Source organism: Geobacillus kaustophilus, assembly GCF_000948285.1.
GTDB lineage: Bacteria > Bacillota > Bacilli > Bacillales > Anoxybacillaceae > Geobacillus > Geobacillus thermoleovorans_A.
Genome location: NZ_JYBP01000003.1, coordinates 2,785,875 through 2,811,770 on the forward strand (window position 1 = coordinate 2,785,875; position 25,896 = coordinate 2,811,770).

Annotated in this window: 17 protein-coding genes, 3 rRNA genes and 3 riboswitches; of the genes, 4 read left to right on the plus strand and 16 right to left on the minus strand. The window is 52.5% G+C overall.

Features of this window, described 5'->3' with window-relative positions:
* Positions 1-49: 49 nt before the first annotated feature.
* From purB to purE, 3 genes are read right to left on the minus strand one after another with little or no spacing between them, the layout of a single operon-like run.
* The gene (purB, locus tag LG52_RS14345) at positions 50-1,345 is read right to left on the minus strand and encodes an adenylosuccinate lyase (RefSeq protein ID WP_044732452.1); all 1,296 of its coding nucleotides are present in this window, start codon (positions 1,343-1,345) and stop codon (positions 50-52) included.
* The gene (gene purK / locus LG52_RS14350) at positions 1,342-2,490 is read right to left on the minus strand and encodes a 5-(carboxyamino)imidazole ribonucleotide synthase (protein ID WP_044732453.1); all 1,149 of its coding nucleotides are present in this window, start codon (positions 2,488-2,490) and stop codon (positions 1,342-1,344) included. Before purK ends, purB begins: the two co-directional genes overlap by 4 nt.
* On the minus strand, positions 2,483-2,971 hold the full coding sequence (gene purE / locus LG52_RS14355; RefSeq protein WP_044732454.1) for a 5-(carboxyamino)imidazole ribonucleotide mutase: 489 nt from the start codon (positions 2,969-2,971) through the stop codon (positions 2,483-2,485). Before purE ends, purK begins: the two co-directional genes overlap by 8 nt.
* A 110-nt stretch (positions 2,972-3,081) precedes the next feature.
* Positions 3,082-3,183, minus strand: a riboswitch (purine riboswitch).
* Positions 3,184-3,333: 150 nt separating this feature from the next.
* Between purE and LG52_RS14360 the strand changes: the two genes are divergently transcribed.
* Positions 3,334-3,777, plus strand: coding sequence for an Hsp20/alpha crystallin family protein (locus LG52_RS14360; RefSeq protein WP_044732455.1), 444 nt, complete (start codon positions 3,334-3,336; stop codon positions 3,775-3,777).
* Positions 3,778-4,026: 249 nt separating this feature from the next.
* Here the strand turns inward: LG52_RS14360 and rrf are convergent.
* The 3 genes from rrf to LG52_RS14375 form a co-directional block, all read right to left on the minus strand.
* Positions 4,027-4,143 (minus strand): 5S ribosomal RNA (gene rrf, locus LG52_RS14365).
* Positions 4,144-4,248: 105 nt separating this feature from the next.
* Positions 4,249-7,178 (minus strand): 23S ribosomal RNA (locus LG52_RS14370).
* Positions 7,179-7,503: 325 nt separating this feature from the next.
* Positions 7,504-9,061 (minus strand): 16S ribosomal RNA (locus LG52_RS14375).
* The 16S, 23S and 5S rRNA genes sit together here, the layout of an rRNA operon.
* 455 nt (positions 9,062-9,516) lie before the next feature.
* Here LG52_RS14375 and LG52_RS14380 point away from each other — a divergent pair.
* Entirely contained in the window at positions 9,517-10,707 is a 1,191-nt protein-coding gene (locus LG52_RS14380; protein ID WP_044732456.1) for an ISL3 family transposase, read from the plus strand.
* A 452-nt stretch (positions 10,708-11,159) separates the two neighbouring features.
* Here LG52_RS14380 and LG52_RS14385 read toward each other — a convergent pair whose 3' ends face one another.
* From LG52_RS14385 to groES, 9 genes are all read right to left on the minus strand, one after another.
* The gene (locus tag LG52_RS14385) at positions 11,160-11,702 is read right to left on the minus strand and encodes a GNAT family N-acetyltransferase (RefSeq protein ID WP_044732457.1); all 543 of its coding nucleotides are present in this window, start codon (positions 11,700-11,702) and stop codon (positions 11,160-11,162) included.
* A 140-nt stretch (positions 11,703-11,842) separates the two neighbouring features.
* A complete protein-coding gene (locus LG52_RS14390) occupies positions 11,843-13,168 on the minus strand; it encodes an NCS2 family permease (RefSeq protein ID WP_011229764.1) in 1,326 nt (441 codons plus the stop codon).
* Positions 13,169-13,268: 100 nt separating this feature from the next.
* Positions 13,269-13,370: riboswitch (purine riboswitch) on the minus strand.
* A gap of 88 nt (positions 13,371-13,458) precedes the next feature.
* Complete coding sequence (gene guaA, locus LG52_RS14395) at positions 13,459-14,991, minus strand: glutamine-hydrolyzing GMP synthase (protein WP_044732458.1); 1,533 nt, start codon at positions 14,989-14,991, stop codon at positions 13,459-13,461.
* 61 nt (positions 14,992-15,052) lie between these two features.
* Positions 15,053-15,154: riboswitch (purine riboswitch) on the minus strand.
* 40 nt (positions 15,155-15,194) lie between these two features.
* Entirely contained in the window at positions 15,195-17,351 is a 2,157-nt protein-coding gene (locus LG52_RS14400) for a transglutaminase TgpA family protein (protein WP_044732459.1), read from the minus strand.
* A complete protein-coding gene (locus LG52_RS14405; RefSeq protein ID WP_044732460.1) occupies positions 17,348-18,523 on the minus strand; it encodes a DUF58 domain-containing protein in 1,176 nt (391 codons plus the stop codon). The genes LG52_RS14400 and LG52_RS14405 overlap by 4 nt, the downstream gene beginning before the upstream one ends.
* Positions 18,520-19,476: an AAA family ATPase gene (locus LG52_RS14410; protein ID WP_044732461.1), complete on the minus strand. Its 957-nt coding sequence runs from the start codon at positions 19,474-19,476 to the stop codon at positions 18,520-18,522. Before LG52_RS14410 ends, LG52_RS14405 begins: the two co-directional genes overlap by 4 nt.
* 415 nt (positions 19,477-19,891) lie before the next feature.
* A complete protein-coding gene (fumC, locus tag LG52_RS14415; RefSeq protein ID WP_044732462.1) occupies positions 19,892-21,262 on the minus strand; it encodes a class II fumarate hydratase in 1,371 nt (456 codons plus the stop codon).
* A 425-nt stretch (positions 21,263-21,687) separates the two neighbouring features.
* The gene (groL, locus tag LG52_RS14425; protein WP_025948797.1) at positions 21,688-23,304 is read right to left on the minus strand and encodes a chaperonin GroEL; all 1,617 of its coding nucleotides are present in this window, start codon (positions 23,302-23,304) and stop codon (positions 21,688-21,690) included.
* 104 nt (positions 23,305-23,408) lie between these two features.
* Positions 23,409-23,693, minus strand: coding sequence for a co-chaperone GroES (gene groES, locus LG52_RS14430; protein WP_013144057.1), 285 nt, complete (start codon positions 23,691-23,693; stop codon positions 23,409-23,411).
* Between the two features lie 357 nt (positions 23,694-24,050).
* Between groES and LG52_RS14435 the strand changes: the two genes are divergently transcribed.
* Together LG52_RS14435 and LG52_RS14440 are read left to right on the plus strand one after the other, a co-directional pair.
* Complete coding sequence (locus LG52_RS14435; RefSeq protein WP_044732463.1) at positions 24,051-24,785, plus strand: CPBP family intramembrane glutamic endopeptidase; 735 nt, start codon at positions 24,051-24,053, stop codon at positions 24,783-24,785.
* Positions 24,782-24,961 carry a YdiK family protein gene (locus tag LG52_RS14440; protein WP_044732464.1) on the plus strand — a complete coding sequence of 60 codons (180 nt, stop codon included), beginning with the start codon at positions 24,782-24,784 and terminating at the stop codon, positions 24,959-24,961. Before LG52_RS14435 ends, LG52_RS14440 begins: the two co-directional genes overlap by 4 nt.
* Before the next feature lie 184 nt (positions 24,962-25,145).
* Here LG52_RS14440 and tatC read toward each other — a convergent pair whose 3' ends face one another.
* Complete coding sequence (tatC, locus tag LG52_RS14445) at positions 25,146-25,889, minus strand: twin-arginine translocase subunit TatC (protein WP_044732465.1); 744 nt, start codon at positions 25,887-25,889, stop codon at positions 25,146-25,148.
* Between the last annotated feature and the right edge of the window lie 7 nt (positions 25,890-25,896).

Sequence of the window (25,896 nt, forward strand, 5' to 3'; positions counted from 1 at the left end):
ATTGAAAATCTTTTGTATAGCCGGCCGGCTTCGACCAGCCGGCAGCCGCTCACTCCAACCCTAAGCGGGCAAAAATCGTATCGACATGTTTCAAATGATGGCGATAATCAAAGCAATCATCGAGCTCCTCTTTCGTCAGCCGGCTCATGATCCGCTCATCTGCTTCAAGAAGCGAGCGGAACGGCACTTGTCTCTCCCACGCTTCCATCGCTTTCGGCTGCACCAAATCGTACGCCTCCTCGCGCGTCATCCCCTTGTCGATCAAGGCGAGCAAGACGCGCTGCGAATAAATGAGCCCGAACGTGCGCTCCATATTTTTTTTCATGTTTTCCGGGTACACAAGCAAATGTTTCACGATAGTAGCGAATCGGTTCAACATATAGTTCAACGCAATCGTCGCATCCGGCAAAATGATGCGTTCCGCCGACGAATGGGAAATGTCGCGTTCATGCCAAAGCGGCACGTTTTCGTACGCCGTCACCATATAGCCGCGAATGACGCGCGCCATGCCGGTCATGTTTTCCGAACCGATCGGATTGCGCTTATGCGGCATCGCTGATGAGCCTTTTTGTCCTTTGGCGAAAAACTCTTCGACTTCGCGCACTTCGCTTTTTTGCAAGCCGCGAATCTCGACGGCGAATTTTTCAATCGATGTCGCAATTAAGGCCAGCGTCGCCATATAGTAGGCATGGCGGTCGCGCTGCAGCGTCTGCGTCGAAATCGGCGCCGGCGTCAAGCCGAGCTTTTCACACACATACTGCTCCACAAACGGATCCACGTTGGCGTACGTGCCGACTGCGCCGGAAATTTTCCCTACTTCCACCATCTTGGCTGCTTGTTCAAACCGCTCCAAATTCCGCACCATCTCCGCATACCAAAGCGCCAGCTTCAGCCCGAACGTCGTCGGTTCGGCATGAACGCCGTGCGTGCGCCCCATCATGACCGTGTATTTATGTTCGCGCGCTTTCTCTTTCAGCACTTGAATGAAGTTTTCCAAATCGCGCCGCAAAATCGCGTTCGCCTGTTTCAACAGGTAACCTAACGCCGTATCGACGACATCGGTCGAGGTGAGACCATAATGCACCCATTTCCGTTCTTCCCCAAGCGTCTCAGAAACGGCGCGGGTGAAGGCGACGACATCATGGCGCGTTTCTTCTTCAATTTCTTTAATGCGGTTGACGTCAAACGACGCGTTTTCACGCAGGCGGCGGACATCTTCTTTTGGGATGACGCCAAGCTCAGCCCACGCCTCGCACGCGAGCAATTCCACCTCAAGCCATGCCTTAAAGCGGTTTTCCTCGGTCCAAATCGCTCCCATTTCCGGTCTTGTGTAACGTTCAATCATCCTCGTTCCAGCCTCCGATCATGCCAAATTTGCCACGATTCGATTCGCGCCAGCGCCCCCTCGACATCGTCTGCCAGCACCGTCACATGCCCCATTTTCCGCTTCGGCTTCGCTTCGTGTTTGCCGTACAGATGGACGTAAACCGCCCCGTCGAACGAACCGATATGCCGAATGACCGGCTCGACGTGCTCGCCTAAAATATTGACCATCACCGCCGGCTTCAACAATTCGGTCGATCCGAGCGGCCAGTTGCAGACGGCGCGGATGTGCTGGGCAAACTGCGACGTCGCGCATGCATTGATTGTATAATGTCCGGAGTTGTGCGGTCTAGGGGCCAGCTCATTAATATAAATATCCCCGTCCGCAGTCAAAAACATTTCCACCGCCAGCGTCCCAACGAGCGAAAACGATGCGGCCAACACTTCCGCGTAGCGAATGGCCCGCTCTTGCACGCTTTCCGGAATTCGGGCCGGAACGATCGTTTGATGCAAAATATTCTCGATATGAATATTTTCCGCCACTGGAAAAACAGCCGTCTCACCATCGAGGTTGCGGGCGACAATGACCGACATTTCCTTCACAAACGGCACCCAGCCTTCCAAAATGCATGGGCCAAGCCGAAGCAAATCAGCCGCTTTGGCTAGATCGCTTTCGCCGCGCAGCACATATTGCCCTTTGCCGTCGTAGCCGCCGCGCCGCGTTTTCAAGACGCACGGGAACCCGATCGTCTGAACGGCCTGTTCAAGCTCCTCCGCTCCATTCACTTCGACATAGGGCGCCACCGGCAAGCCGGCATCAACGATCGCCGCTTTCTCCAGCGCCCGGTCTTGCGTTACAGCAAGCAGCCGGCTTCCTTGCGGGACATAGGCGTTTGCCTCAAGCCATTCAAGCGCCCGCGCATCGATGTTTTCAAATTCATACGTGATGACATCGCTCACGCGCGAAAGTTCCGCCATAGCGTCCAAATCATGATACGCCGCCGTCATTTCGATATCAGCCACTTGCCCGCACGGGGAATCAGGCGTTGGATCGAGCACGGCAATGCGAAAGCCCATCTCACGCGCCGCCAAAGCCATCATCCGCCCGAGCTGCCCGCCGCCGATGATGCCGATCGTCTGCCCAGGAACGATCCGCCGCTTAGTCAAGTTGATCACTGCTTTCTACGATTTGTTTTCGAATGGCTTCCCGCCGCGCTTTGAGCGCCTCCATATAGCGCGGCTCAAGCAACCCAAGAATCGATGCGGCGAGCAGTCCAGCGTTGGTCGCCCCCGCCTTGCCGATCGCCACCGTCGCTACCGGCACCCCGCCTGGCATTTGCACAATCGACAATAACGAGTCAAGTCCATTCAATGCTTTTGACTGCACCGGCACCCCAATCACCGGCAGCGTCGTTTTCGCCGCGATCATTCCCGGCAAGTGAGCCGCCCCCCCAGCTCCGGCAATGATCACCCGAATGCCCCGCTCCTCCGCCGTTTCCGCATACCGAAACATCTCATCCGGCGTCCGGTGCGCCGATACGACTTTTTTCTCAAACGGAACGCCCAATTCCTCCAAAATGGCGCAAGCATGTTTCATCGTTTCCCAATCCGAATGGCTTCCCATGATCACCCCAACGAGCGGGCTCATACCGTTTCACTCCTTTTGCTAGCACAACAAAACCCAGAACATGCATTCCCGTCCGTAAACGAGGGAAAGCATCGTTCTGGGCTTTGACAGTTGCTGATCGAAAAAAAGCCAAAACCGATCCTTTCCCTCATAGTCCAATAATTTACGGTTATTGGGTAGAAACTTTTGGGCCATATTCCCAAAATTATATGAGGGATCTTCTCATACACTATGAAGTTACCTTTATAGTAGCAGGTTTTTTTTCGGCATGTCAAGGAAAAAAATCGAACATTTAGTATTTCATCAATGTAAATGTTCGTGTTTTTTGAATCACCAAACGAAGAAGGCGGCATATGATGAATAAGCGGAGGAGGAGAGACACGATGGCCAAAGAAAACCCGTTTACGCCGTTTTCCGATTGGACAAAACATTGGCAGCAATTTTTCCAAAATGATTTTTGGGGAAGCATCCAGCCGTTGCTGCCGTCATCGAACAAGCCATCATCCGGTATGAACATCTACAAAAAAGACAACGAACTGCTCGTTGTCATCAGCCTCCCAGGGCTCGAAAAAATCGAAGATGCAGAAGTGTATGTATCATACAAAACGTTGGAAGTGAAAGCAACCATTAATCTAAACTTCAAGGGGTTTGAGCTAGTGGAAGAAGGCATTTTCCAAGGCCCATTCCAAAAAACAATCCCACTGCCGTTCGCCGTCAAAGAGGACCGCATCGAAGCAACATACCATAACGGCCTGTTGTTCATCCATCTGCATCGACTTATCCCTGACGAGCCGAAAAAGAAAATTGTCATCAAAAAAAGTGAATAATCTCCCCACGAGTGCAAAAAAGGAGATACCTGCCTTTCCGAAAAAATAAAAAAAGAGGGTGTCCCATGCCGTACAGGACACCCTTACGCGAATTTCCGTTTCCTATCGCTTTTATGAAAAAGGGGGTCTAGGAAACGATGATCACGCTTTACATTTTGGGGGAGAGGATTAAAAATGGCGTCATTCAAAATGACTCATTGGAAATAGGCAAAAAAATGAGAGAACTATGCAGCTCCCTCATTTTTGCCTGCCTAGCAGCGACCTACTCTTGCAGGGGCGCTGGCCCCAACTACCATCGGCGCTGGAGGGCTTAACTTCCGTGTTCGGGATGGGAACGGGTGTTTCCCCTCCGCCATAGCCACTAGGCAAGCATTTTGATTTTGACATCATTTATTATACTTAAAAAATAAACAATGTCAAGAAGGAAATTCATTCCTTCAAAACTAGATAACCGTCGGAAGAAGCCGCTCATAGGTCAAGCCCTCGATCGATTAGTATCCGTCAGCTCCACGTGTCGCCACGCTTCCACCTCGGACCTATCGACCTCGTCATCTTCGAGGGATCTTACCCGCTTTGCGCGGTGGGAAATCTCATCTTGAGGGGGGCTTCACGCTTAGATGCTTTCAGCGCTTATCCCGTCCGCACATAGCTACCCAGCGGTGCCCCTGGCGGGACAACTGGTACACCAGCGGTGCGTCCATCCCGGTCCTCTCGTACTAAGGACAGCTCCTCTCAAATTTCCTCCGCCCGCGACGGATAGGGACCGAACTGTCTCACGACGTTCTGAACCCAGCTCGCGTACCGCTTTAATGGGCGAACAGCCCAACCCTTGGGACCGACTACAGCCCCAGGATGCGATGAGCCGACATCGAGGTGCCAAACCTCCCCGTCGATGTGGACTCTTGGGGGAGATCAGCCTGTTATCCCCGGGGTAGCTTTTATCCGTTGAGCGATGGCCCTTCCATGCGGAACCACCGGATCACTAAGCCCGACTTTCGTCCCTGCTCGACCTGTCCGTCTCGCAGTCAAGCTCCCTTGTGCCTTTGCACTCTCCGAATGATTTCCAACCATTCTGAGGGAACCTTTGGGCGCCTCCCGTTACCTTTTGGGAGGCGACCGCCCCAGTCAAACTGCCCGCCTGACACTGTCTCCCACCCCGCTAAGGGGTGCGGGTTAGAATTTCAATACCGCCAGGGTGGTATCCCACCGCCGCCTCCACCGAAGCTGGCGCTCCGGCTTCCCAGGCTCCCACCTATCCTGTACAAGCGATACCAAAATTCCATATCAGGCTGCAGTAAAGCTCCACGGGGTCTTTCCGTCCTGTCGCGGGTAACCTGCATCTTCACAGGTAGTATAATTTCACCGGGTCTCTCGTTGAGACAGCGCCCAAGTCGTTACACCTTTCGTGCGGGTCGGAACTTACCCGACAAGGAATTTCGCTACCTTAGGACCGTTATAGTTACGGCCGCCGTTTACTGGGGCTTCGGTTCGCACCTTCGCTTCCGCTAAGCGCTCCCCTTAACCTTCCAGCACCGGGCAGGTGTCAGCCCCTATACGTCGCCTTTCGGCTTCGCAGAGACCTGTGTTTTTGATAAACAGTCGCTTGGGCCTTTTCACTGCGGCTCTTCCAGGCTCTTCACCCGAAAGAGCACCCCTTCTCCCGAAGTTACGGGGTCATTTTGCCGAGTTCCTTAACGAGAGTTCTCCCGCGCGCCTTAGGATTCTCTCCTCGCCTACCTGTGTCGGTTTGCGGTACGGGCACCTCTTCCCTCGCTAGAGGCTTTTCTTGGCAGTGTGGAATCAGGGACTTCCGGAATGCTCCGTCGCCGTCACCGCTTGGCCTTGCGATCCGCGGATTTGCCTGCGGATCAGCCTCACGGCTTGGACAGGCTCTTCCAGCCGCCTGCTCGCCCTATCCTCCTGCGTCCCCCCATCGCTCAAACGGGAAGAAGGTGGTACAGGAATCTCCACCTGTTGTCCATCACCTACGCCTTTCGGCCTCGGCTTAGGTCCCGACTAACCCTGAGCGGACGAACCTTCCTCAGGAACCCTTAGGCTTTCGGCGCAGAGGATTCTCACCTCTGTTTTCGCTACTCATACCGGCATTCTCACTTCTAAGCGCTCCACCAGTCCTTCCGGTCTGGCTTCTCTGCCCTTAGAACGCTCCCCTACCGATGACCAACGGTCATCCCGCAGCTTCGGCGGCACGTTTAGCCCCGGTACATTTTCGGCGCAGAGCCACTCGACCAGTGAGCTATTACGCACTCTTTCAATGGTGGCTGCTTCTAAGCCAACATCCTGGTTGTCTTGGCAACTCCACATCCTTTTCCACTGAACGTGCACTTCGGGGCCTTAGCTGGCGGTCTGGGCTGTTCCCCTCTCGACCACGGATCTTATCACTCGCAGTCTGACTCCCGGGCATAAGTCGTTGGCATTCGGAGTTTGACTGGGTTCGGTAACCCGGTTGGGGCCCCTAGCCCAATCAGTGCTCTACCTCCAACACTCTTAAACCCGAGGCTAGCCCTAAAGCTATTTCGGGGAGAACCAGCTATCTCCAAGTTCGATTGGCATTTCACCCCTACCCACACCTCATCCCCGCACTTTTCAACGTGCGTGGGTTCGGGCCTCCAGCCGGTGTTACCCGGCCTTCACCCTGGACATGGGTAGATCACCTGGTTTCGGGTCGACGACGACGTACTTGACGCCCTCTTCAGACTCGCTTTCGCTGCGGCTCCGCCTCTTCGGCTTAACCTCGCACGCCATCGTCACTCGCCGGTTCATTCTACAAAAGGCACGCCATCACCCATCAACGGGCTCTGACTACTTGTAGGCACACGGTTTCAGGTTCTCTTTCACTCCCCTCCCGGGGTGCTTTTCACCTTTCCCTCACGGTACTGGTGCACTATCGGTCACTAGGGAGTATTTAGCCTTGGGAGATGGTCCTCCCTGCTTCCGACGGGATTCCCCGTGTCCCGCCGTACTCAGGATCCGCTCGGGAGGGAACGAAGTTTCGACTACAGGGCTCTCACCTTCTCCGGCCGGCCGTTCCAGACCGGTTCGTCTACCCCGTTCCTTTCTCACTCCCATCGTGAGCGGTCCTACAACCCCAAGAGGACATGCCTCTTGGTTTGGGCTGTTCCCGTTTCGCTCGCCGCTACTCAGGGAATCGCATTTGCTTTCTTCTCCTCCGGGTACTAAGATGTTTCAGTTCCCCGGGTGTGCCCTCCATGCCCTATGGATTCAGGCATGGATACTGCCCCATTACGGACAGTGGGTTCCCCCATTCGGACATCTCCGGATCTACGCTTGCTTACAGCTCCCCGAAGCGTTTCGGCGTTTGCCCCGTCCTTCATCGGCTCCTAGTGCCAAGGCATCCACCGTGCGCCCTTTCCAGCTTAACCTAAAGCGTCTCGGCTTCTTCCTGTCTAGCTTCGGCTCGCCGCCGCTCGGGGTCAAATAACCTTCGCCTTCGGGATTAGAAATCCCTGCAGACGAAGAACATTTGCCCGTCGCGGCGAAACGCTCGCCTCCGCTTTTCCGGTTATCTAGTTTTCAAGGAACGAAGTAGCTCCTTTGAATTCGCTTCTTCGCTGGTTTGCGTCGAGGAATTCGGCTTCTCCGAATCCGCTTGTAGACGCAGACGCCAAACATTTGAGAGAACATGACTCGTTCCCTCAAAACTGAACAAAACTCCGCGCCCACTATATTCACGTTTATCATCCTTAGAAAGGAGGTGATCCAGCCGCACCTTCCGGTACGGCTACCTTGTTACGACTTCACCCCAATCACTTGCCCCACCTTCGGCGGCTGGCTCCCGAAACGGGTTGCCTCACCGACTTCGGGTGTTGCAAGCTCTCGTGGTGTGACGGGCGGTGTGTACAAGGCCCGGGAACGTATTCACCGCGGCATGCTGATCCGCGATTACTAGCGATTCCGGCTTCATGCAGGCGAGTTGCAGCCTGCAATCCGAACTGAGAGCGGCTTTTTGGGATTCGCTCCCCCTCGCGGGTTCGCAGCCCTTTGTACCGCCCATTGTAGCACGTGTGTAGCCCAGGTCATAAGGGGCATGATGATTTGACGTCATCCCCACCTTCCTCCGACTTGTCGCCGGCAGTCCCTCTAGAGTGCCCAACCGAATGCTGGCAACTAGAGGCGAGGGTTGCGCTCGTTGCGGGACTTAACCCAACATCTCACGACACGAGCTGACGACAACCATGCACCACCTGTCACCCTGTCCCCCCGAAGGGGGAACGCCCAATCTCTTGGGTTGTCAGGGGATGTCAAGACCTGGTAAGGTTCTTCGCGTTGCTTCGAATTAAACCACATGCTCCACCGCTTGTGCGGGCCCCCGTCAATTCCTTTGAGTTTCAGCCTTGCGGCCGTACTCCCCAGGCGGAGTGCTTATCGCGTTAGCTGCAGCACTAAAGGGTGTGACCCCTCTAACACTTAGCACTCATCGTTTACGGCGTGGACTACCAGGGTATCTAATCCTGTTTGCTCCCCACGCTTTCGCGCCTCAGCGTCAGTTGCAGGCCAGAGAGCCGCCTTCGCCACTGGTGTTCCTCCACATCTCTACGCATTTCACCGCTACACGTGGAATTCCGCTCCCCTCTCCTGCACTCAAGTCCCCCAGTTTCCAATGACCCTCCACGGTTGAGCCGTGGGCTTTCACATCAGACTTAAGGGACCGCCTGCGCGCGCTTTACGCCCAATAATTCCGGACAACGCTCGCCCCCTACGTATTACCGCGGCTGCTGGCACGTAGTTAGCCGGGGCTTCCTCGTGAGGTACCGTCACCGCGCCGCCCTCTTCGAACGGCGCTCCTTCGTCCCTCACAACAGAGCTTTACGACCCGAAGGCCTTCTTCGCTCACGCGGCGTCGCTCCGTCAGGCTTTCGCCCATTGCGGAAGATTCCCTACTGCTGCCTCCCGTAGGAGTCTGGGCCGTGTCTCAGTCCCAGTGTGGCCGGTCACCCTCTCAGGCCGGCTACGCATCGTCGCCTTGGTGAGCCGTTACCTCACCAACTAGCTAATGCGCCGCGGGCCCATCCGCAAGTGGCAGCTTGCGCCGCCTTTCAACCCAAGACCATGCGGTCTTCGGTGTTATCCGGTATTAGCTCCGGTTTCCCGGAGTTATCCCGGTCTTGCGGGCAGGTTGCCCACGTGTTACTCACCCGTCCGCCGCTGACCCAACCAGAGCAAGCTCCGATCCGGTCCGCTCGACTTGCATGTATTAGGCACGCCGCCAGCGTTCGTCCTGAGCCAGGATCAAACTCTCCAAAGAAAGTTGATTGGCTTATTTCCAAGCTTCAGCGCCGACACCGCAACGTGTCAGTCGCCTTCGCTTTTCGTTGTGGACGCTTTGTTTTGTTCAGTTTTCAAGGAACATTTGTTTTGTTCTTTAAAAGCGACTCTTATAATATATCACTTTGAATTTAACCTGTCAATATGTTTTTTTAATTTTTTTCACCGCATCAAAGCGGCTTTATTAATATAACATCATCGTTAATTAAATGTCAATCATTTATCATAGGTATTTTTATCCATCCAATACCTTTTCCTGCACTCTACATTCGCCGCAATCCACATATACCACCAAACAAACAACATATGTGTTTTATCCTTTATTATAATTGGTTCATCACCAAATTTTGTGATTTAGTGACAAAAAAGAGAAAGCACTGACGAGATCCTGGCAATAATGTTAGCGGTGAAATAAACATTAAGGAGGTCTCGTAAGTGCTTTCTATACCACTAGGATTGCCAGAATTTAAAGTGATTAAACAAGAACTTCTTTCCTATGGTTATGCGATTCATGTAGAGAAAACAGAGACACAGGAACGTTGCCCTCATTGTGGGTTTGCCACTTCCTCTGTCCACGACAGACGGACAAGAAAAGTACGGGATTTGGCGATTTTCCATCAACCGGTGTACTTGTTCATAAAGGTAAAGCGCTATCGGTGCTGGAATTGTTCTCAAGTGTTTTCCACCTCTTTGGAATCGATTCCACCCAATCAACACTACACCAATCGATTTTGTGAGTACTTGTATGAACTTTGCGAAGGCTCCACCATTCAAGAGGTTAGCCGAAAGCACCGCATCCCATATACAACATTGGAACGCATTTATTACTCCATCGCATCGAAAAAAGCAAAAGAGCGTCAAACAGCGATAGAAGCATCTTCTCAAGAAGGAATGGTGCTTAGTTTAGATGAAATCGCTGTAAAAAAGGGACATCAGTATGAAACTGTATTGATGGATGCCAGAGCCGGATCGGTCATGGGAATGCATGCCGATCGCCAATGTGACTCCGCCATCAACTTGTTGAGCCAAAATATCCTGTCGAAAGAAATGGTCCAAACGGTGATTCTTGACATGTGGGAACCTTATCATAAGGCGGTTCGCGCCCTGTTTCCATCTGCTTCGATTGTCATCGATAAGTACCATGTGGTTCAAAAAGTGACACAAGCCTTGGATCAAGCAAGAAAGGAATTTTCTCCATTGAAAAAGGCTCGATATCTTCTCTTGAAAGGCTGTGAAAAGCTTCGTAAGGACCAACGGCTTCGATTAGACGATATCTTGGAGGAGTATCCGGCACTTTCCATTGCTTATTATCTGAAAGAGTTGTTTCGGGATTTTTACCGAACCGATGGATATCATGAAGCAAAGGAACGCTTGGAAGAATGGATTAAGTTAGCCAAACAGAGCCCTTTTGCTTCTTTTCAGAAAGCAGCCAACACGCTTGAAAGGTGGAAGGAGCCTATTCTTTCCTACTTTTTGTGCCCATATACGAATGCCCGAATTGAGGGGACGAATCACAAGATCAAAAACATCAAACGCCGGGCATATGGCTATCGAAATCTAGAACGGTTTCGTTTGCGTGTATTTCTGGAGTGTACAGGGAACACTACAGGCAGTCAGGCTGCTTAAGCGCTCCCTTCTTCCGCTATCGGTATGATAGTTGGTAGAATGGAACCCGTCAAGGAAAGCACTTGACTGTTTCCATTCTACCAACTTCGTGGTCTGTATGCGGAAGAAGGATCCTGACTGATGAACCTATTTCATCCAGCTAACATGTCTCTAGGATTGAGTAGAAATCACAGAAAATGGTGAAGACCCTTATAATTAACGGCAACGCCTTCATTTCTAACTTGATTGGGTAAACTTTCGAAGGGTAAGTCTTTCAGTTTCTAGTGTTGGTAAGTCATTATATATATCCTCAATTTTCATCTTCGCACTTCCCCCAAGAGTCTTTTTACTTGTAGTATTCTGCCTTTTTATAGAATCTTCCTTCCATCGTGTCGCAAAAATTAAAACATAATGTTATATAAACAAAAAGAAGGATGTCACAACAGATCATTCTGTGACATCCTCTAATTCGCTTAACGTTTCCACTCTCTCGCCAGCATTCCGTAAACAACGTGGTCAACGAAATGATCGTAAAGCCATTCTGCCTCGCGGATCGTCCCTTCGTTCGTAAAACCTAATCGTTCCGGAATGGCCCTGCTTCGTTTATTTTCCACTGCACAGCGGATTTCGACCCGATGCAAATGCTGTTCATGGAATAAATAATCAATACACGCTTTACACGCCTTTGTCATCAATCCTAACCCTTGAAACTGCTCTCCGAGCCAGTAACCGATGCTCGTTTTTCGATTGGCGCGATCGATATGATGAACCCCGATCACACCGGCCAGCTGTCCTTTATGCCAAATCCCGGCCTCAAAGCCGTTTCCGGCGGCAAACTTCTGCAATCCTTGAAAGATAAACGCCTTCGAATCCGCTGCCGTTTTTGTCGAATCCACCCAAGGAAGCCATTGACGCAAATGCGGACGGCATGAATCAATCAACACAAAAAGCGATTCCGCATCTTCCATTGTGAGCAACTTTAGCCATGAATGTTCCTCTAAGCGATGGATAAACATCGTTCATTCCCCTTTCATCATTTTTTCCATTATAGCACATCACCTTCAACACTCTGTCGTCCCCGATACGCTCTTGGCAAACAAAAAAGACTGTTCCCAAGACCGACAAACCCGCCTTAGGAACAGTCCTCTATTCCTCTCTATTCCCGCAAAAAGACGAAGTAACAGATAAAGACGACAAACAGCACATACAACAGCGGATGCACATCTTTACCGCGGCCTTTTAAAATCATCGTGATCGGGTAGAAGATGAAGCCGACGGCAATCCCAGTGGCGATGCTGTAGGAAAGCGGCATCGTGATGAGCGTGAAAAACGCCGGTACAGCGACTTCGAACTTCTTCCAGTCAATTTCACCGATCGACGAGGCCATTAATACCCCGACGATGATGAGCGCTGGCGCGGTGACCGGTGCGGTAATGACGCTTAACAGCGGCGAGAAGAACAACGCCAGCAAGAACAAAATCCCTGTCACGACCGCGGAAAATCCGGAGCGCCCCCCAGCGGCGACGCCGGCCGACGATTCGATATACGACGTCGTGGTCGATGTTCCAAACACCGCCCCAACCATGACCGCCGTTGCGTCAACGAGCAACGCTTTGCCGGCGCGCGGCAGCTTATTGTTTTTCAACAACCCGGCTTGGTTGGCGACAGCCAAGAGCGTCCCGGTCGCATCGAAAAAGTCGACAATAAAGAACGTTAAGACAACACCGAGCATTTTCCACGAGAAAATGTCCGGCAAATGTTTGATCGCGACGCCGAACGTCGGCGAAATGTCCGGAATCGCACCGACAATTTGATGCGGGACTTTGATCAAACCGAAAATCATGCCGACAATCGCGGTAATGACCATGCCGTAAAAGACGCCGCCGTTTACTTTTCTTACCATCAAAACAACAGTAATAAACAATCCAAAAATGGCCAACAGTGTATTGCCGTCTTTCAACGAACTTAATCCGACCAGCGTTGCTTTGTTATCGACAATAATTCCAGCGTTTTGCAAGCCGATGAACGTGATGAACAGCCCAATTCCGGCGCTGACTGCATATTTCAGTTCAACCGGGATGGCATCGATAATTTTTTCACGAATGCCGGTGAGCGATAAAATCGTAAAAATGATGCCGGAAACAAACACTCCTGCCAGCGCTGTTTGCCACGGAATACCCATGTGCAGCACAACCGTAAAGGCGAAAAAGGCGTTCAGCCCCATCCCCGGCGCCAAGGCGATTGGATAGCGGGCCAACACTCCCATCAAAATCGATCCGTACGCCGCTGCCAAAGCCGTGGCGACAAACACGGCGCCTTGGTCAATGCGCAGTTCATCAGGAAAATCTTTCACAGCCCCTAACGACAAGGTAAATGGGTTGACGAACAAAATGTACGCCATCGACAAAAACGTCGTCAGCCCGGCGATAATCTCCGTCCGATAGTTCGTGCCGAGCTCATCAAACTGGAAGTACTTTCTCACGTCTGCCCCCTCCTATACATAAAATAAAAAACGCTTCTAGCAGCTACCAGAAGCGTTGACTAGGAAGGAATGACGAACACAGAGAGGACAAATAAGCACTCTCCTATCCCGCATCCCTCGTAGTCAAGCTATTTACGGTAGCTTGGTAGAAACTCCCGGGCCATATTCCCGGGATTATACGACGGAATTCGACAATATTCATGATTCCACGGCTATTGTATCAGCCTGAAGATGACCTGTCAAGAAAAAAGACGAACATTTCTTTGGAAATGTTCGTCTTTTGTTCGTTTTTATTCCCACTCGATCGTTGCCGGCGGTTTGCTCGTAATATCGTAAACGACGCGGTTGACGTGCGGCACCTCATTGACGATGCGCGTTGAAATCCGCTCGAGCACATCCCACGGGATGCGCGCCCAATCGGCGGTCATCCCGTCGATCGAGGTCACCGCGCGGATGGCAACCGTATAATCGTACGTGCGGGCATCTCCCATCACCCCAACGCTGCGAATGTCGGGAAGGACGGTAAAGTATTGCCAAATTTCACGGTCCAACCCAGCCTTTTTCACTTCTTCGCGCAAAATGGCGTCTGATTCGCGAACGATTTCCAATTTTTCTTCCGTCACTTCTCCAAGAACACGGATGCCAAGCCCTGGCCCCGGGAACGGCTGACGCCAGACGATTTCGTCTGGGATTCCCAGCTGCGTGCCGAGTGCACGCACTTCGTCTTTAAACAGTGTATTGAGCGGTTCGATCAGTTCGAATTTCATATCTTCCGGCAAACCGCCGACATTATGATGCGATTTGATCGTTTGCGCCGTCGCTGTGCCGCTTTCGATAATGTCGGTATAGAGCGTGCCTTGCACTAAAAATTCGATGCCTTCAAGCTTGGCCGCCTCGTCGTCAAATACGTAAATAAACTCGTTGCCGATGATTTTCCGCTTTTGTTCCGGGTCCGTAACCCCTTTGAGTTTCGCCAAAAAGCGGTCTTTCGCATCAATTTTGATGACATTCATTTGGAACTGCTCACGGAACGTCTTCATGACGCTTTCGGCTTCACCTTTGCGCAAAAGGCCATGATCGACGAAAATACAAGTAAGTTGATCGCCAATGGCGCGGTGCACCAAAACGGCAGCGACCGACGAATCGACTCCGCCGCTTAAGGCGCACAGCACTTTTTTTCCGCCCACTTGTTCGCGAATGCGGCGCACCTGCTCATCAATAAAGTTTTCCATCGTCCAGTCGCCCCGGCAGCCGCATACCTCAAAGACAAATTTCTTCAATAGATCATTGCCGTATACCGAGTGGCGCACTTCTGGATGGAATTGCACTCCATACCATTTTCGCCGTTCGTCGCTCATCGCCGCAATCGGGCACGAAGGACTCGTCGCATCGACAGCGAAACCAGCCGGCGGAGCGGTCACCAAATCGCCGTGGCTCATCCAAACGACTTGCTCGTCCGGCAAACCATGAAAAAGCAAAGAATCGTTTTTCACTTGGATGAGCGCTTTGCCGTATTCACGGTGCGTCGCTTTTTCCACCTTACCTCCTAAATGGTGCGCCATGAGCTGCATCCCGTAGCAAATCCCTAAAATCGGCAGCCCCAGCTCAAAAATCGCTGGGTCGCATGTAAACGCTTGTTCATCATACACACTGTTTGGACCGCCCGAGAAAATGATTCCTTTGGCGTTCAGCGCACGGATTTCCTCAGCACGGATCGTGTGCGGATGCAGTTCGCTGTAGACGCCAAACTCTCGGATGCGGCGGGTAATCAGCTGGTTATATTGACTGCCAAAGTCCAAGACGACGATCATTTCTTGGTTCATGTTTTCCACCCCGTCAAAAAAATAACGCTGCCATTGCCCAAAACATGGATGAAGGCAGAATAGCAGCGTCTTCTGCCTTCATAGTCGGGCCGTTTACGGCGGCCCGGTAGAGACGCGCAAGCCATATTCTTGCGCTTATATGAAGGGCTTTCGTCTATCCGTATGCAAATTTGAATTCATTCTATCAACTTGCTGGCATACGGTCAAGAGATCGTCCTTTTTATTAAATTTTCCCACAATTCAACCGCTTCACGGACATTGGCTTCCTCGATTCCATTTCCGTATACGGCGCGTTCATATAGTTTCGTCAACCGATTCATTTCATCTGTTTCAAACAAATGATCCACTTCAGCGGCGTATTGACGCAGCGTTTCATGCGGCCGACGCTTCAGTCCATAATCTTGCAAATGGCGAAGAAGCGCCCCGTACGCCAAAATGAGCCAAGCGGCCCCATCGAGTTTCCGGCGGCGGAACCGAAACAGCGTAAAGCGCGGCCACCATTTCCGCCTTGTCGCATAGGCCGCTCCGCCCAACACGACCAACACGACCAGCGTGGTCAACCCCATTTTCCACGACCAAACATCCGCCAGCTTCTTCCACCAATGCTCCCCCTGTGCCGTCGAAGGTTGCTCAAGTAATTGATCGAGCGGCACTCGCGGCGCTTCTTGTTCTTCCGGCTGCGGCGCTTGTTTCTCTTCGTTCGAAGCAGGAAGCGAAAACGCATACGGGTTGACAAACCCTCGCGTTGGCTCAAACGGCACCCAGCCGATGCCTTCAAAATACACTTCGACCCATGAATGGGCGTCGTTGTTGCGCACTTCATAAACCGATTGCCCGCCTTGTTCCCCAACCAACCGTCCGGATGTGTACCCTTTCACCCAGCGCGCGGGAATGCCGAGTGAGCGCACGAGCACTACCATTGAGGTGGAAAAGTTATCGCAATATCCTCGTTTCGTTTCAAACAAAAATTGATCGACGTAATCTTGGTTGACTCCCGGAACGGCAACGTCCGTCGTTTCGTACGTGTATCCGTTCAGCTGGAAGTATTGCTCGATGGCTTTCACTTTATCGTATATCGTTTTTTCTCCATCCGTAATTTGTTTGGCCAAATCGCGCACCCGCTGCGGAAGCGTCTCGGGCAGCTGCGTATAACGTTTCAAAAAGGGCGGGTCTTGGACAGGAGGCGCGGCGCGCAATGCCGCAATCGGAAAGTCCGGCTCCAAGTACGTCAACGTGTACCGGCGGATGGGGAGCGCATTGGCCTCCTCGTCGGTCGTGTAAATTTTTTCCGTCGCCAGATGCATGCGGTAAACGATCGGTTCAGACGTTTGCACCTGCCGCAAACCAAGCGGATAGATGAGATGAAACGCCTGATCTTGGCGATTGATTTCCGCCGTCTGCTCGACCGTCTTGACTTTATCGCTCCACCATTCATGCTCGATCGTCTCCCCGTTTTCAAACGAACGGACTTGCTCGCTCGGAAATTCCCCCCATCCTTTGCCCGTGTAAATGTCTTTCGTTTCGACGCGCCAATAATGGCGCCCTTTGTCTTTAGCGATGAACACCACCGTATCGTCGGCAATAAACGGTCCGCCGAGACGCGAATCGTTTTGCCCGTAGCCGATTTTTTTCACACCGGGGGCAGGCTGGTCATCGCTCGTCTCTTCCGGGCCGGCGGCATAGCTGTGAAGAAACGCCACCGGATCCGGCCATTGCGGCGGCAGCTTCGGACCAGCATATCCAGCCGCAAGAGCAACGGCGGGAATGAATAGAGCGGCCGCCCGCCACTTTCCGATGTGAAAAGACGGCGCTTTTGCCTGCAGCTCTTCGCCCTGGAGCCAAACGAAGGCAAAAAAGCCGAGCGCAACAAGACGAAGGATCGCCCCGTTGCCGCTATATGGCAGAAACGTATCAAGCACAGCGATATACCCAACTGTCAACGCATATGGGACAAACCACCGATTCCGCCGTACAATAAGCCAATGCAACAGGAACGAAACAGCCCATAACAACAGAAAAAAGACAAAGGTGCGCAGCGCATCGCTCGGCATCGAAGATCGATCGCCCAACAGCCAGACGAGGCTGTCCCGCCAAAGATCTTGAGGCAAAGCGATGATCGAATCGAACGGAAACAGCCGAAAGAGCGCCCAACATATATAAACGATTTTCCCCAACGCGGAAAGCCATACAGGAAGGCGGAACAAATACAGTACGAAACAAAGGGCAACAAATGACGCAAACACCCCGATATGCGCGGTATCGGTGACATCTTCCAACGGCCAAAGCCACTCGGTGAGCAGCCAAGCGGCTAGAACGTTAGGCAGCACGGTGGATAACAAGTTTGCCCCTAACGGCCTCATCCATCTCCTCCTCCTTGCCGGACGATGTGCAACGCCTGCGGATCAATGCGTGATACGTACACCCCGCTGCGGCGAAGCCCGTCAGCCCAATTCCTCTGTTCGTCTCCCCATTCGCCGCTGACGACGTACAGCACAATATGGCGTTTAGATGCCATCGCGCGTAGCTGCTCTACAAGCGGCATAGACAATATAGATGTGACAACAATGCACCCGGCAGCCGTTCTCCAGTTCGTTTCCTCGGCGAGAACACGAGCGAGCAGCTCCTCGCCGCCGGCATTCACTTCCGCCAACCGGAGAAGAATCGACTGCCACTGTCCGTCATGGCGGCGCGGCGCTAAGAAAGAACGCTCTTTTCCAGCAACGAGCAGCCCGACCGGCACCCCTTCATCCATCAACGTCTTCGATACGGAAGCCGCTAACGTGACAAGCTCCTCAAACCATGGAGATGCAGCGCCGTCGAGCACAACGATCCAATCGTCATTGCGCTGTTCATCAAACTCTTTGGTCATCAGTTCCTGTCTGCGCGCTGACGCCTTCCAATGCACCCACGACATTTTGTCCCCAGTCACGTATTCACGGACGCCGGCTGCCACGGCCATATCGCGGCGGTAGGCAAGCGGTCGCGCAGCTTTTCCTTGGGCAAACCATTCGCGAACGATCTCCGTCGTCCACTCGAGATAACGAGGATAAACAATGACGGTGCACGGGGAAGGAAACGATTCCGCCTTGTTCACCCAGCCGAATACATCGCTTGCTTCTAAGCGCACCGATTCTAATTGATGCCGGCCGCGCGGCAAGGAAAGCGACCACGTACAAGAAAGGCGGCGCCGAAACGGCCAAGCGAGCATCGCGCCTCCTTGCCGCGGTTCTTCCCCAGAAACAACGAGCGCGGCGAGCGGAATCGGCCACGGCAACTCGATGCGTGTCGTCACCGGAATCGATTCACCCGCATGGTAGCGCCGCGCCGGCACCGTCCGGCTCACCACAGCGCGCCGAAGCGGATACATTGCGACCACGAGCGCATACAAACCGAACGGCAAAAAGCTGTAAAACAAAAACCAGCTGACAAATCCACCTTGAAACATGGCGTACGAAAACAAAACAGCCGCCAAAAGCAACAGGCGAAGAAAAGCGGGCCATCGTCGGCCATTCCATTTTCCTCTCATACTCATCGCCGTCCTGGCACCGGCACCGGCGTGCGGGCAATGAGCTGTCCGATAATGGTTTCCGCATCAAACTTGTCCCATTTCGCCTCCGGCCGGACGAGCAGGCGGTGGGCGAGCACATAGGGGGCGAGCTGCTGCACATCATCAGGGATGACAAAATCGCGGCCATGGATGAACGCGTACGCCTGCGCCGCTTTCATCAATGCGACTGATCCGCGCGGGCTGACGCCTAAATAGACCGCTTCATGCTGACGGCTTTGCTGGATAAGATCGACGATATACCGCTTCACCGTATCGCTCACATGCACATCCGCCGCTTTCCGCTGCAACGAACGCAGCTCCTCAACGGTCATGACTGGGGCGATGTCTTCAAGGGGAGAGGAGTGTTCCAAGCGGGAAAGCATATCAACTTCTTCCTCGGCGGAAGGATAGCCCATTCTCAGCTTCAGTAAAAACCGATCCAACTGTGCCTCAGGGAGAGGGTAGGTTCCTTCATATTCAATCGGGTTTTGCGTCGCCATCACAAAAAACGGCTGCGGCAGCGCCCGCGTGACACCATCCACCGTCACACTTCCTTCTCCCATCGCCTCAAGCAGCGCCGACTGCGTTTTCGGCGATGTCCGGTTAATCTCATCAGCCAACACAATATGGGCGATAATCGGGCCGGGCTTGTACTCAAACTGCCGTTCTTTTGGGTTATAGACGGAAACGCCGATCACATCGCTCGGCAGCAAATCCGGCGTAAATTGAATCCGTTTCAGCTCGGTGCTGAACGATTTCGCCAGCGCGCGCACGAGCATCGTTTTGCCGACGCCGGGCACATCTTCAAGCAGCACATGGCCCTTGGCCAACAGCGCCGTCAAACTGAGCACAATGACATTGCGTTTTCCGACAATGACTTGTTCAATATTGCGGACGACTTGTTCCAGCGGGGGAAGCAACGGTTCGTTGATCGTCATGACATCAAACTCCTTTTATGGTGATCAATAGGATTTTTAGGGGTAGGCACTATCTATATAGATGCAATTTGAAGTTTTACCATTTCCAGCTTTTATCGACTGTCGGGCGACCGAACAACGCCGCCTCCAGATCCATATATAGGCCTGTGAAGCAGGTGGTCGTTCGCTCTTCCGTCACGCTTTGGCGCGACGGGGCAAGCCTGTGGCTTGCCTTCGACAGTCGAAAATGGTCAAACCGCTTTTCCGTCAAGGATATGTTAAACTTCTTCGTTGCATCTATATAGTTTATACTATTAATATAATATCGAATATACACAACTTTTGGAATGGATTTGCAACAAAGGGGGAAGGAGAAAAAGGGAGAAATCAAAAATGAAAATGCCCATCCCACGGAAGCGGGATGAGCGCTTTTCCCTTAAATCATCTTCTCCGGCCTTACCCATTCCTCGTACTGCTCGGCGGTGACATATCCAGTTTTCAACGCCGCTTCTTTCAGCGTCAACCCTTCACGGTGGGCGAGCTTGGCGATTTCCGCCGCCCGGTCATAGCCGATATGCGGGCTCAACGCCGTCACGAGCATGAGCGACCGCTCCACGTATTCTTTCATCTTCGCTTCATTCACTTCCATCCCTTGGGCGCACCGTTCATCAAACGAGCGGATGGCATCGCCGAGCAGTTGCACCGACTGAATGGCGTTATAGGCGATGACCGGCTTGAACACGTTCAACTGAAAGTTACCTTGGCTCGCCGCAAAGCCAATCGTGGCGTCATTGCCGAACACTTGCACCGCAACCATCGTCATCGCTTCGCTTTGCGTCGGATTCACTTTGCCCGGCATGATCGAGCTGCCCGGCTCATTGGCCGGAATCACGATTTCCCCAAGCCCGGAGCGCGGCCCACTCGCCAGCCAGCGCACATCGTTGGCGATTTTCATCAAATCGGCTGCCAGCGCTTTCAATGCTCCGTGGACGTAAACGATCTCGTCATGGCTGGTCAGCGCGTGGAATTTGTTTGCCGCTGAGCGGAACGGGTAGCCGGTTTGCGCTTGCAGCTGTTTGGCGACTTGTTCGCCAAACGCCGGCGGCGCATTGACTCCGGTGCCGACCGCCGTGCCGCCGATTGCCAAATCAAGCAGCTTCTCACTCGCCTCCATGATCATCGCCTTGCTTTTGTCAAGCATCGCCCGCCAGCCGGAAATCTCTTGTCCAAATGTGAGCGGCGTCGCATCTTGCAAGTGGGTGCGCCCGATTTTGATCGTCTTCCCATATTGGCGTTCTTTGGTCGCGAATGTCCCGATCAAGCCATCAAGCGCTGGCAGGAGGTGCGTTTGGATTTTCGTGTATATAGCGATATGCATCACAGTTGGGAATGTGTCGTTCGAGCTTTGCGACATGTTCACATCATCGTTGGGGTGAATGCGCCCTTCCCCCTCATCCAGCAGCTCGCTCGCCCGTCTCGCTACGACTTCATTGACGTTCATGTTCGTCTGCGTCCCGCTTCCCGTCTGCCAGACGACGAGCGGAAAATGGTCATCCCATTGGCCTGCCAAAATTTCCTCGCACGCGGCCACAATCGCCCGCTGCTTCGCTTCGCTCAACTTCCCGGTTTGATAGTTGACGATGGCCGCCGCCTTTTTCAGCTCAGCATACGCATAAATCAATTCCAAGGGCATTTTTTCCGTACCGATCCGGAAGTTTTTCCGGCTTCGCTCCGTCTGCGCCCCCCAGTATTTATCGGCCGGCACCCGCACCTCCCCAAGCGAATCGCGTTCAATCCGTTCATTCATCGCGTTGTCCTCCTTTGTTTAGACGTCTCCATTATGTTTTTATTCCCTTTTCCGTGCGGATAAACGCAACAAATCTGCAGAAAAGACGCCTAAACTAAAAAAGGGGGAATTGCCTATGTGAAAACGACGGAATTTGGTTCTTCTCCTGCTTCTATTATTCTCCAAATGTTCATTCGAACCGCCAAAACTGGCATTGACCATCAACAGCGAAACGGTCGACTACCGGCTCGGAACGTATTCATGGTCAACAGGCCATTGCGGAGTGGTTGCTGATGCTGCGGCCCCGCCGCTGCTCGTCAAAAAAAATCAAGCCCCATCCTGCCGCCCCTAGGGCAAAACTTCACGTTCAATTTGACTACTGCCCAGCGGCAAAAAGAAAAAGAACACCGGGATCGCTCCCAGTGTTCTTTGTTTCGCTAGGCGGATTACATCATGCCGCCCATATCCGGCATGTTGTTGTTGCCTTTGTTTTCTTCCGGTTTGTCGGCAACGACCGCTTCTGTCGTCAAGACCATTGCGGCGACAGATGCAGCGTTTTGCAACGCCGAACGAGTGACTTTCGTCGGGTCAACGATGCCAGCTTCGATCATGTCGACCCATTCACCCGTTGCCGCATTGAAACCGATGCCCGGTTTTTCGTTTTTCAGGCGCTCAACGATGATCGAGCCTTCCAGACCAGCGTTTTGCGCGATTTGACGAACCGGTTCTTCGATCGCGCGCAATACGATTTTCACGCCGGTTGCTTCATCGCCTTCCGCTTCGATGGCAGCAACTTTGTTGTAAACGTTCATCAATGCCGTACCACCGCCGGCGACAATGCCTTCTTCAACAGCCGCACGAGTCGAGTTGAGCGCGTCTTCAATGCGCAGTTTGCGTTCTTTCAATTCCGTTTCTGTCGCTGCGCCGACTTTGATGACTGCTACGCCGCCAGCCAATTTCGCCAAGCGTTCTTGCAGTTTTTCGCGATCGAATTCGGACGTCGTTTCTTCAAGCTGCGCACGGATTTGGTTGATGCGCGCTTTGATGCGATCCGAATCGCCAGCGCCTTCGACGATCGTCGTCGTTTCTTTCGTAACGACTACTTTCGACGCACGGCCGAGCGAAGCGATCGTTGTCGATTTCAATTCACGGCCAAGCTCTTCCGAGATCACCTCGCCGCCTGTTAAAATCGCGATGTCTTCGAGCATCGCTTTGCGGCGATCACCGAAGCCAGGCGCTTTGACGGCAACTGCATTGAACGTGCCGCGCAGTTTGTTGACAACAAGCGTCGCCAGTGCTTCGCCTTCAACATCTTCAGCAATGATCAAGAGCGGACGGCCTTGTTGCACTACTTGCTCAAGAACAGGCAACAGCTCTTGGATGCTCGATACTTTTTTGTCCGTAATCAAAATGTACGGATTTTCCAGAACGGCTTCCATTTTTTCCGTATCCGTAATCATGTACGGCGAAACGTAACCGCGGTCGAATTGCATCCCTTCGACAACGTCGAGTTCCGTCGTGAAGCCTTTCGATTCTTCAAGCGTGATGACGCCGTCATTGCCGACGCGTTCCATCGCTTCAGCGATCAATTGACCGACTTCTTCGTCAGCAGCCGAAATCGCAGCCACTTGGGCGATCGACTCTTTCCCTTTGATCGGTTTGGAGATGGCTTTTAATTCTTCAACAGCAACCGCAACCGCTTTTTCAATCCCGCGGCGGATGCCCATCGGGTTGGCACCAGCAGCCACGTTTTTCAAGCCTTCACGGATCATCGCTTGAGCCAATACCGTAGCGGTTGTTGTACCGTCCCCAGCGATGTCGTTCGTTTTGCTGGCGACTTCAGCGACAAGTTTCGCGCCCATGTTTTCAAACGGATCTTCGAGTTCGATTTCTTTCGCGATTGTTACCCCGTCATTCGTGATGAGCGGCGAACCGAATTTTTTCTCCAATACGACGTTGCGGCCTTTCGGACCTAATGTGACTTTCACTGCGTCTGCAAGTTTGTCCACCCCGCGCAACATCGCACGGCGCGCTTCTTCGCTGAACTTGATTTGTTTTGCCATACCCCGTTACCTCCTTATGAAATTGTTGGACTGCGTGCCACAAGTTAAGTATCCGATTAAGTACCTAGTATGTTTTCGGAATGTTTATGTGATGAACGCATATATTAGCGGATGACAGCCAAAATATCGCTTTCGCGCAAAATTAAGTATTCTTTGCCGTCGTATTTTACTTCTGTGCCCGCATATTTCGAGAAGATGATGCGGTCGCCAACTTCGACTTCCGGCGCAATGCGTTGGCCGTTATCGAGCACGCGGCCTGCACCGACAGCAACAACGCGGCCTTCTTGCGGTTTTTCTTTCGCCGTATCCGGCAACACGATGCCGCTAGCCGTTTTTTCTTCTGTTTCCACGACTTCAATGACAATACGATCGCCTAATGGCTTCAACACGGGGAACAACCTCCTTAACGATAGTTTTCACCGTTCTTATTAGCACTCATCACTATTGAGTGCTAACACACTTATAATATTAATGAACTTCTTTCAGTTTTGCAAGTAGGAAATGCAAAAAAATAACTGTTTTTCTCTCCTAAAGAAGAAAGAGCAAAAGGAGCCGGCTGTTTTGCCTCTACTCCCCATCCGCGCGGAACTCGTTTTCATTATTTCACATTCCTCGGACTGATAAACGGCTCCGGTTCATTTTTTTTACAGCGGTGAGGTGGGATGCGAGGACGCAGTTTTCTTACTATTTTCGCCATACATGTGCTACAATACGAATATAATTTTGAAATAAAAGGGGTAGAGGGTTTGAAACGCAACCACTGGTACGTAATCATCACGTATATCGTCATGCAGCTGTCCGCCTTTGTCGGCGTTCCGCTTCTTCGCGCCCTCGGCGTCGGCCAAGGTGCGGAAAGCCGTGTCGAAGCCGCCAAGCTGGCTTCCGGGTATTGGGCGGTCATCAGCTTTCTGCTTGCGTTTGTCGTGATCCTATGGCTGCTCCGCGGCGACCGCGACGAACGAACGATGCGGCGGCTGCCGCTTGCTTCCTCGTGGATGTGGGCGATCTCCGGCGTTTTTATGGCGCTCGCGGCCCAAAGCATCGCCGCCAACATCGAATGGCGGCTGCTCGGCATCAAACCAGGGTCGGAAAATACAAGGCAAATCATCGATATCATCCGCCTAACGCCGCTGCTTATCGTCGTCACCTCCGTCATCGGCCCGATTTTGGAAGAGCTCATCTTCCGGAAAATCATTTTCGGCTCGTTGTATGAAAAATACAACTTTTGGCCTGCGGCGCTTGTCAGTTCGCTTCTGTTTTCCATTGTCCATATGGAGCCGGAACATTTGCTTCTGTACACATCCATGGGGATGGTATTCGCGTTTTTATACGCAAAAACCGGACGCATTTTCGTATCGATTTTCGCCCATGTCGCCATGAATACGTTCGTCGTCGCTGTGCAGACGCTGTTGGCCGACGAGATTGAGAAAATGATGCGCCAGGCTGAACTGCCGCTGGCCGTTTGGAGGGTTTGGCTATGATGCGAAACCCTCGGCTGTTTTCGCTTCTGTATTTCGTCTTAGGCTCAATGTTTACGTATTTGGCCATCGAAAGCGCCCACGAAACGATTTGGAACGTTTCTACCATCGCTTTAGCGGCGCTCGCCGCTTTTGATTTCGGCACCGCCCTTCGCCTTCTTTTCGCCCCGAAACGCTGATCCCCCTCCCTTCATCCGAACGGGAGGGGGATTTAACATGACCGATTTGTTGAGCGCAATGAGTAGAAAGTGGAAGCCAAAAAGCAAGAGGCAACCTCAAAAAGCCCGTTCTTTGCTCTTCCGGAACAGCCCCTTCGTTTGGCCCGGCCTTGCTCGCTTTCCTCTCAATGTTTTTCATCCCGCCTCACTCATTGCCTTCCTGCTCGGCTGCTCGCTGCGCTTTTCGATAGCCGATGCGCGCCACCCAAATGCTTCCTTCATACAAAATGGTCAGCGGAATCATAACGATCACTTGCGACAGCACATCCGGCGGCGTAATGACCGCTGCCAAAATAAGCAACGCCAAGTACGCATACTTGCGAATGCGCACGAGAAGCTCTGGGGTAATGAGCCCTAAGCGGGTGAAAAACAACACGACGATCGGCAGCTGAAACACGATGCCAAACGGCAGCACGAGCTGAAGCAAAAACTGAAAATATTCATTAATGCCGATCATTTGTTGAACCCCTAGTTGGTCAGCCAGCTGGTTCATAAATCGAACGACAAACGGAAACAAGATGAAATAAGCGAAGCTGACGCCTGCTAAAAAAAGAACGATTGACGCCGGGATATAGCTTAACGTCACTTTCCGCTCTTTTTCATACAGGCCGGGGCTGACAAATGCCCAAATTTGGTATAACAGCACCGGTGCCGACAGCACGGCCGCGATGACGAAAGCAAACTGAAAATACACTTTAATCGGATCGGTGAGGCGGAAGGCGTTCATGGTCAACTGCTTCGCCTCGGCCGTGTGCTGCAAATACAAAATGACGTCATCGACAAAAAAGAAACTGGCGACAAGCGCAGCAGCAAAAAAGACGAGCACGATGATGAGCCGCTTCCGCAGTTCGTTCAGATGCTCATACACCGACATTTCTTTGTCATTCATCGTTTCC

What these genes read in the sequence shown, in the direction of transcription:
- purB (WP_044732452.1), bottom strand. Translation starts at nt 1,345, where the DNA reads ATGATTGAACGTTACACAAGACCGGAAATGGGAGCGATTTGGACCGAG.
- purE (WP_044732454.1), bottom strand. Translation starts at nt 2,971, where the DNA reads ATGAGCCCGCTCGTTGGGGTGATCATGGGAAGCCATTCGGATTGGGAA.
- LG52_RS14360 (WP_044732455.1), top strand. Translation starts at nt 3,334, where the DNA reads ATGGCCAAAGAAAACCCGTTTACGCCGTTTTCCGATTGGACAAAACAT.
- LG52_RS14385 (WP_044732457.1), bottom strand. Translation starts at nt 11,702, where the DNA reads ATGTTTATCCATCGCTTAGAGGAACATTCATGGCTAAAGTTGCTCACA.
- guaA (WP_044732458.1), bottom strand. Translation starts at nt 14,991, where the DNA reads ATGAACCAAGAAATGATCGTCGTCTTGGACTTTGGCAGTCAATATAAC.
- LG52_RS14400 (WP_044732459.1), bottom strand. Translation starts at nt 17,351, where the DNA reads ATGAGGCCGTTAGGGGCAAACTTGTTATCCACCGTGCTGCCTAACGTT.
- LG52_RS14405 (WP_044732460.1), bottom strand. Translation starts at nt 18,523, where the DNA reads ATGAGTATGAGAGGAAAATGGAATGGCCGACGATGGCCCGCTTTTCTT.
- LG52_RS14410 (WP_044732461.1), bottom strand. Translation starts at nt 19,476, where the DNA reads ATGACGATCAACGAACCGTTGCTTCCCCCGCTGGAACAAGTCGTCCGC.
- fumC (WP_044732462.1), bottom strand. Translation starts at nt 21,262, where the DNA reads ATGAATGAACGGATTGAACGCGATTCGCTTGGGGAGGTGCGGGTGCCG.
- groL (WP_025948797.1), bottom strand. Translation starts at nt 23,304, where the DNA reads ATGGCAAAACAAATCAAGTTCAGCGAAGAAGCGCGCCGTGCGATGTTG.
- LG52_RS14440 (WP_044732464.1), top strand. Translation starts at nt 24,782, where the DNA reads ATGATGCGAAACCCTCGGCTGTTTTCGCTTCTGTATTTCGTCTTAGGC.
- tatC (WP_044732465.1), bottom strand. Translation starts at nt 25,889, where the DNA reads ATGAATGACAAAGAAATGTCGGTGTATGAGCATCTGAACGAACTGCGG.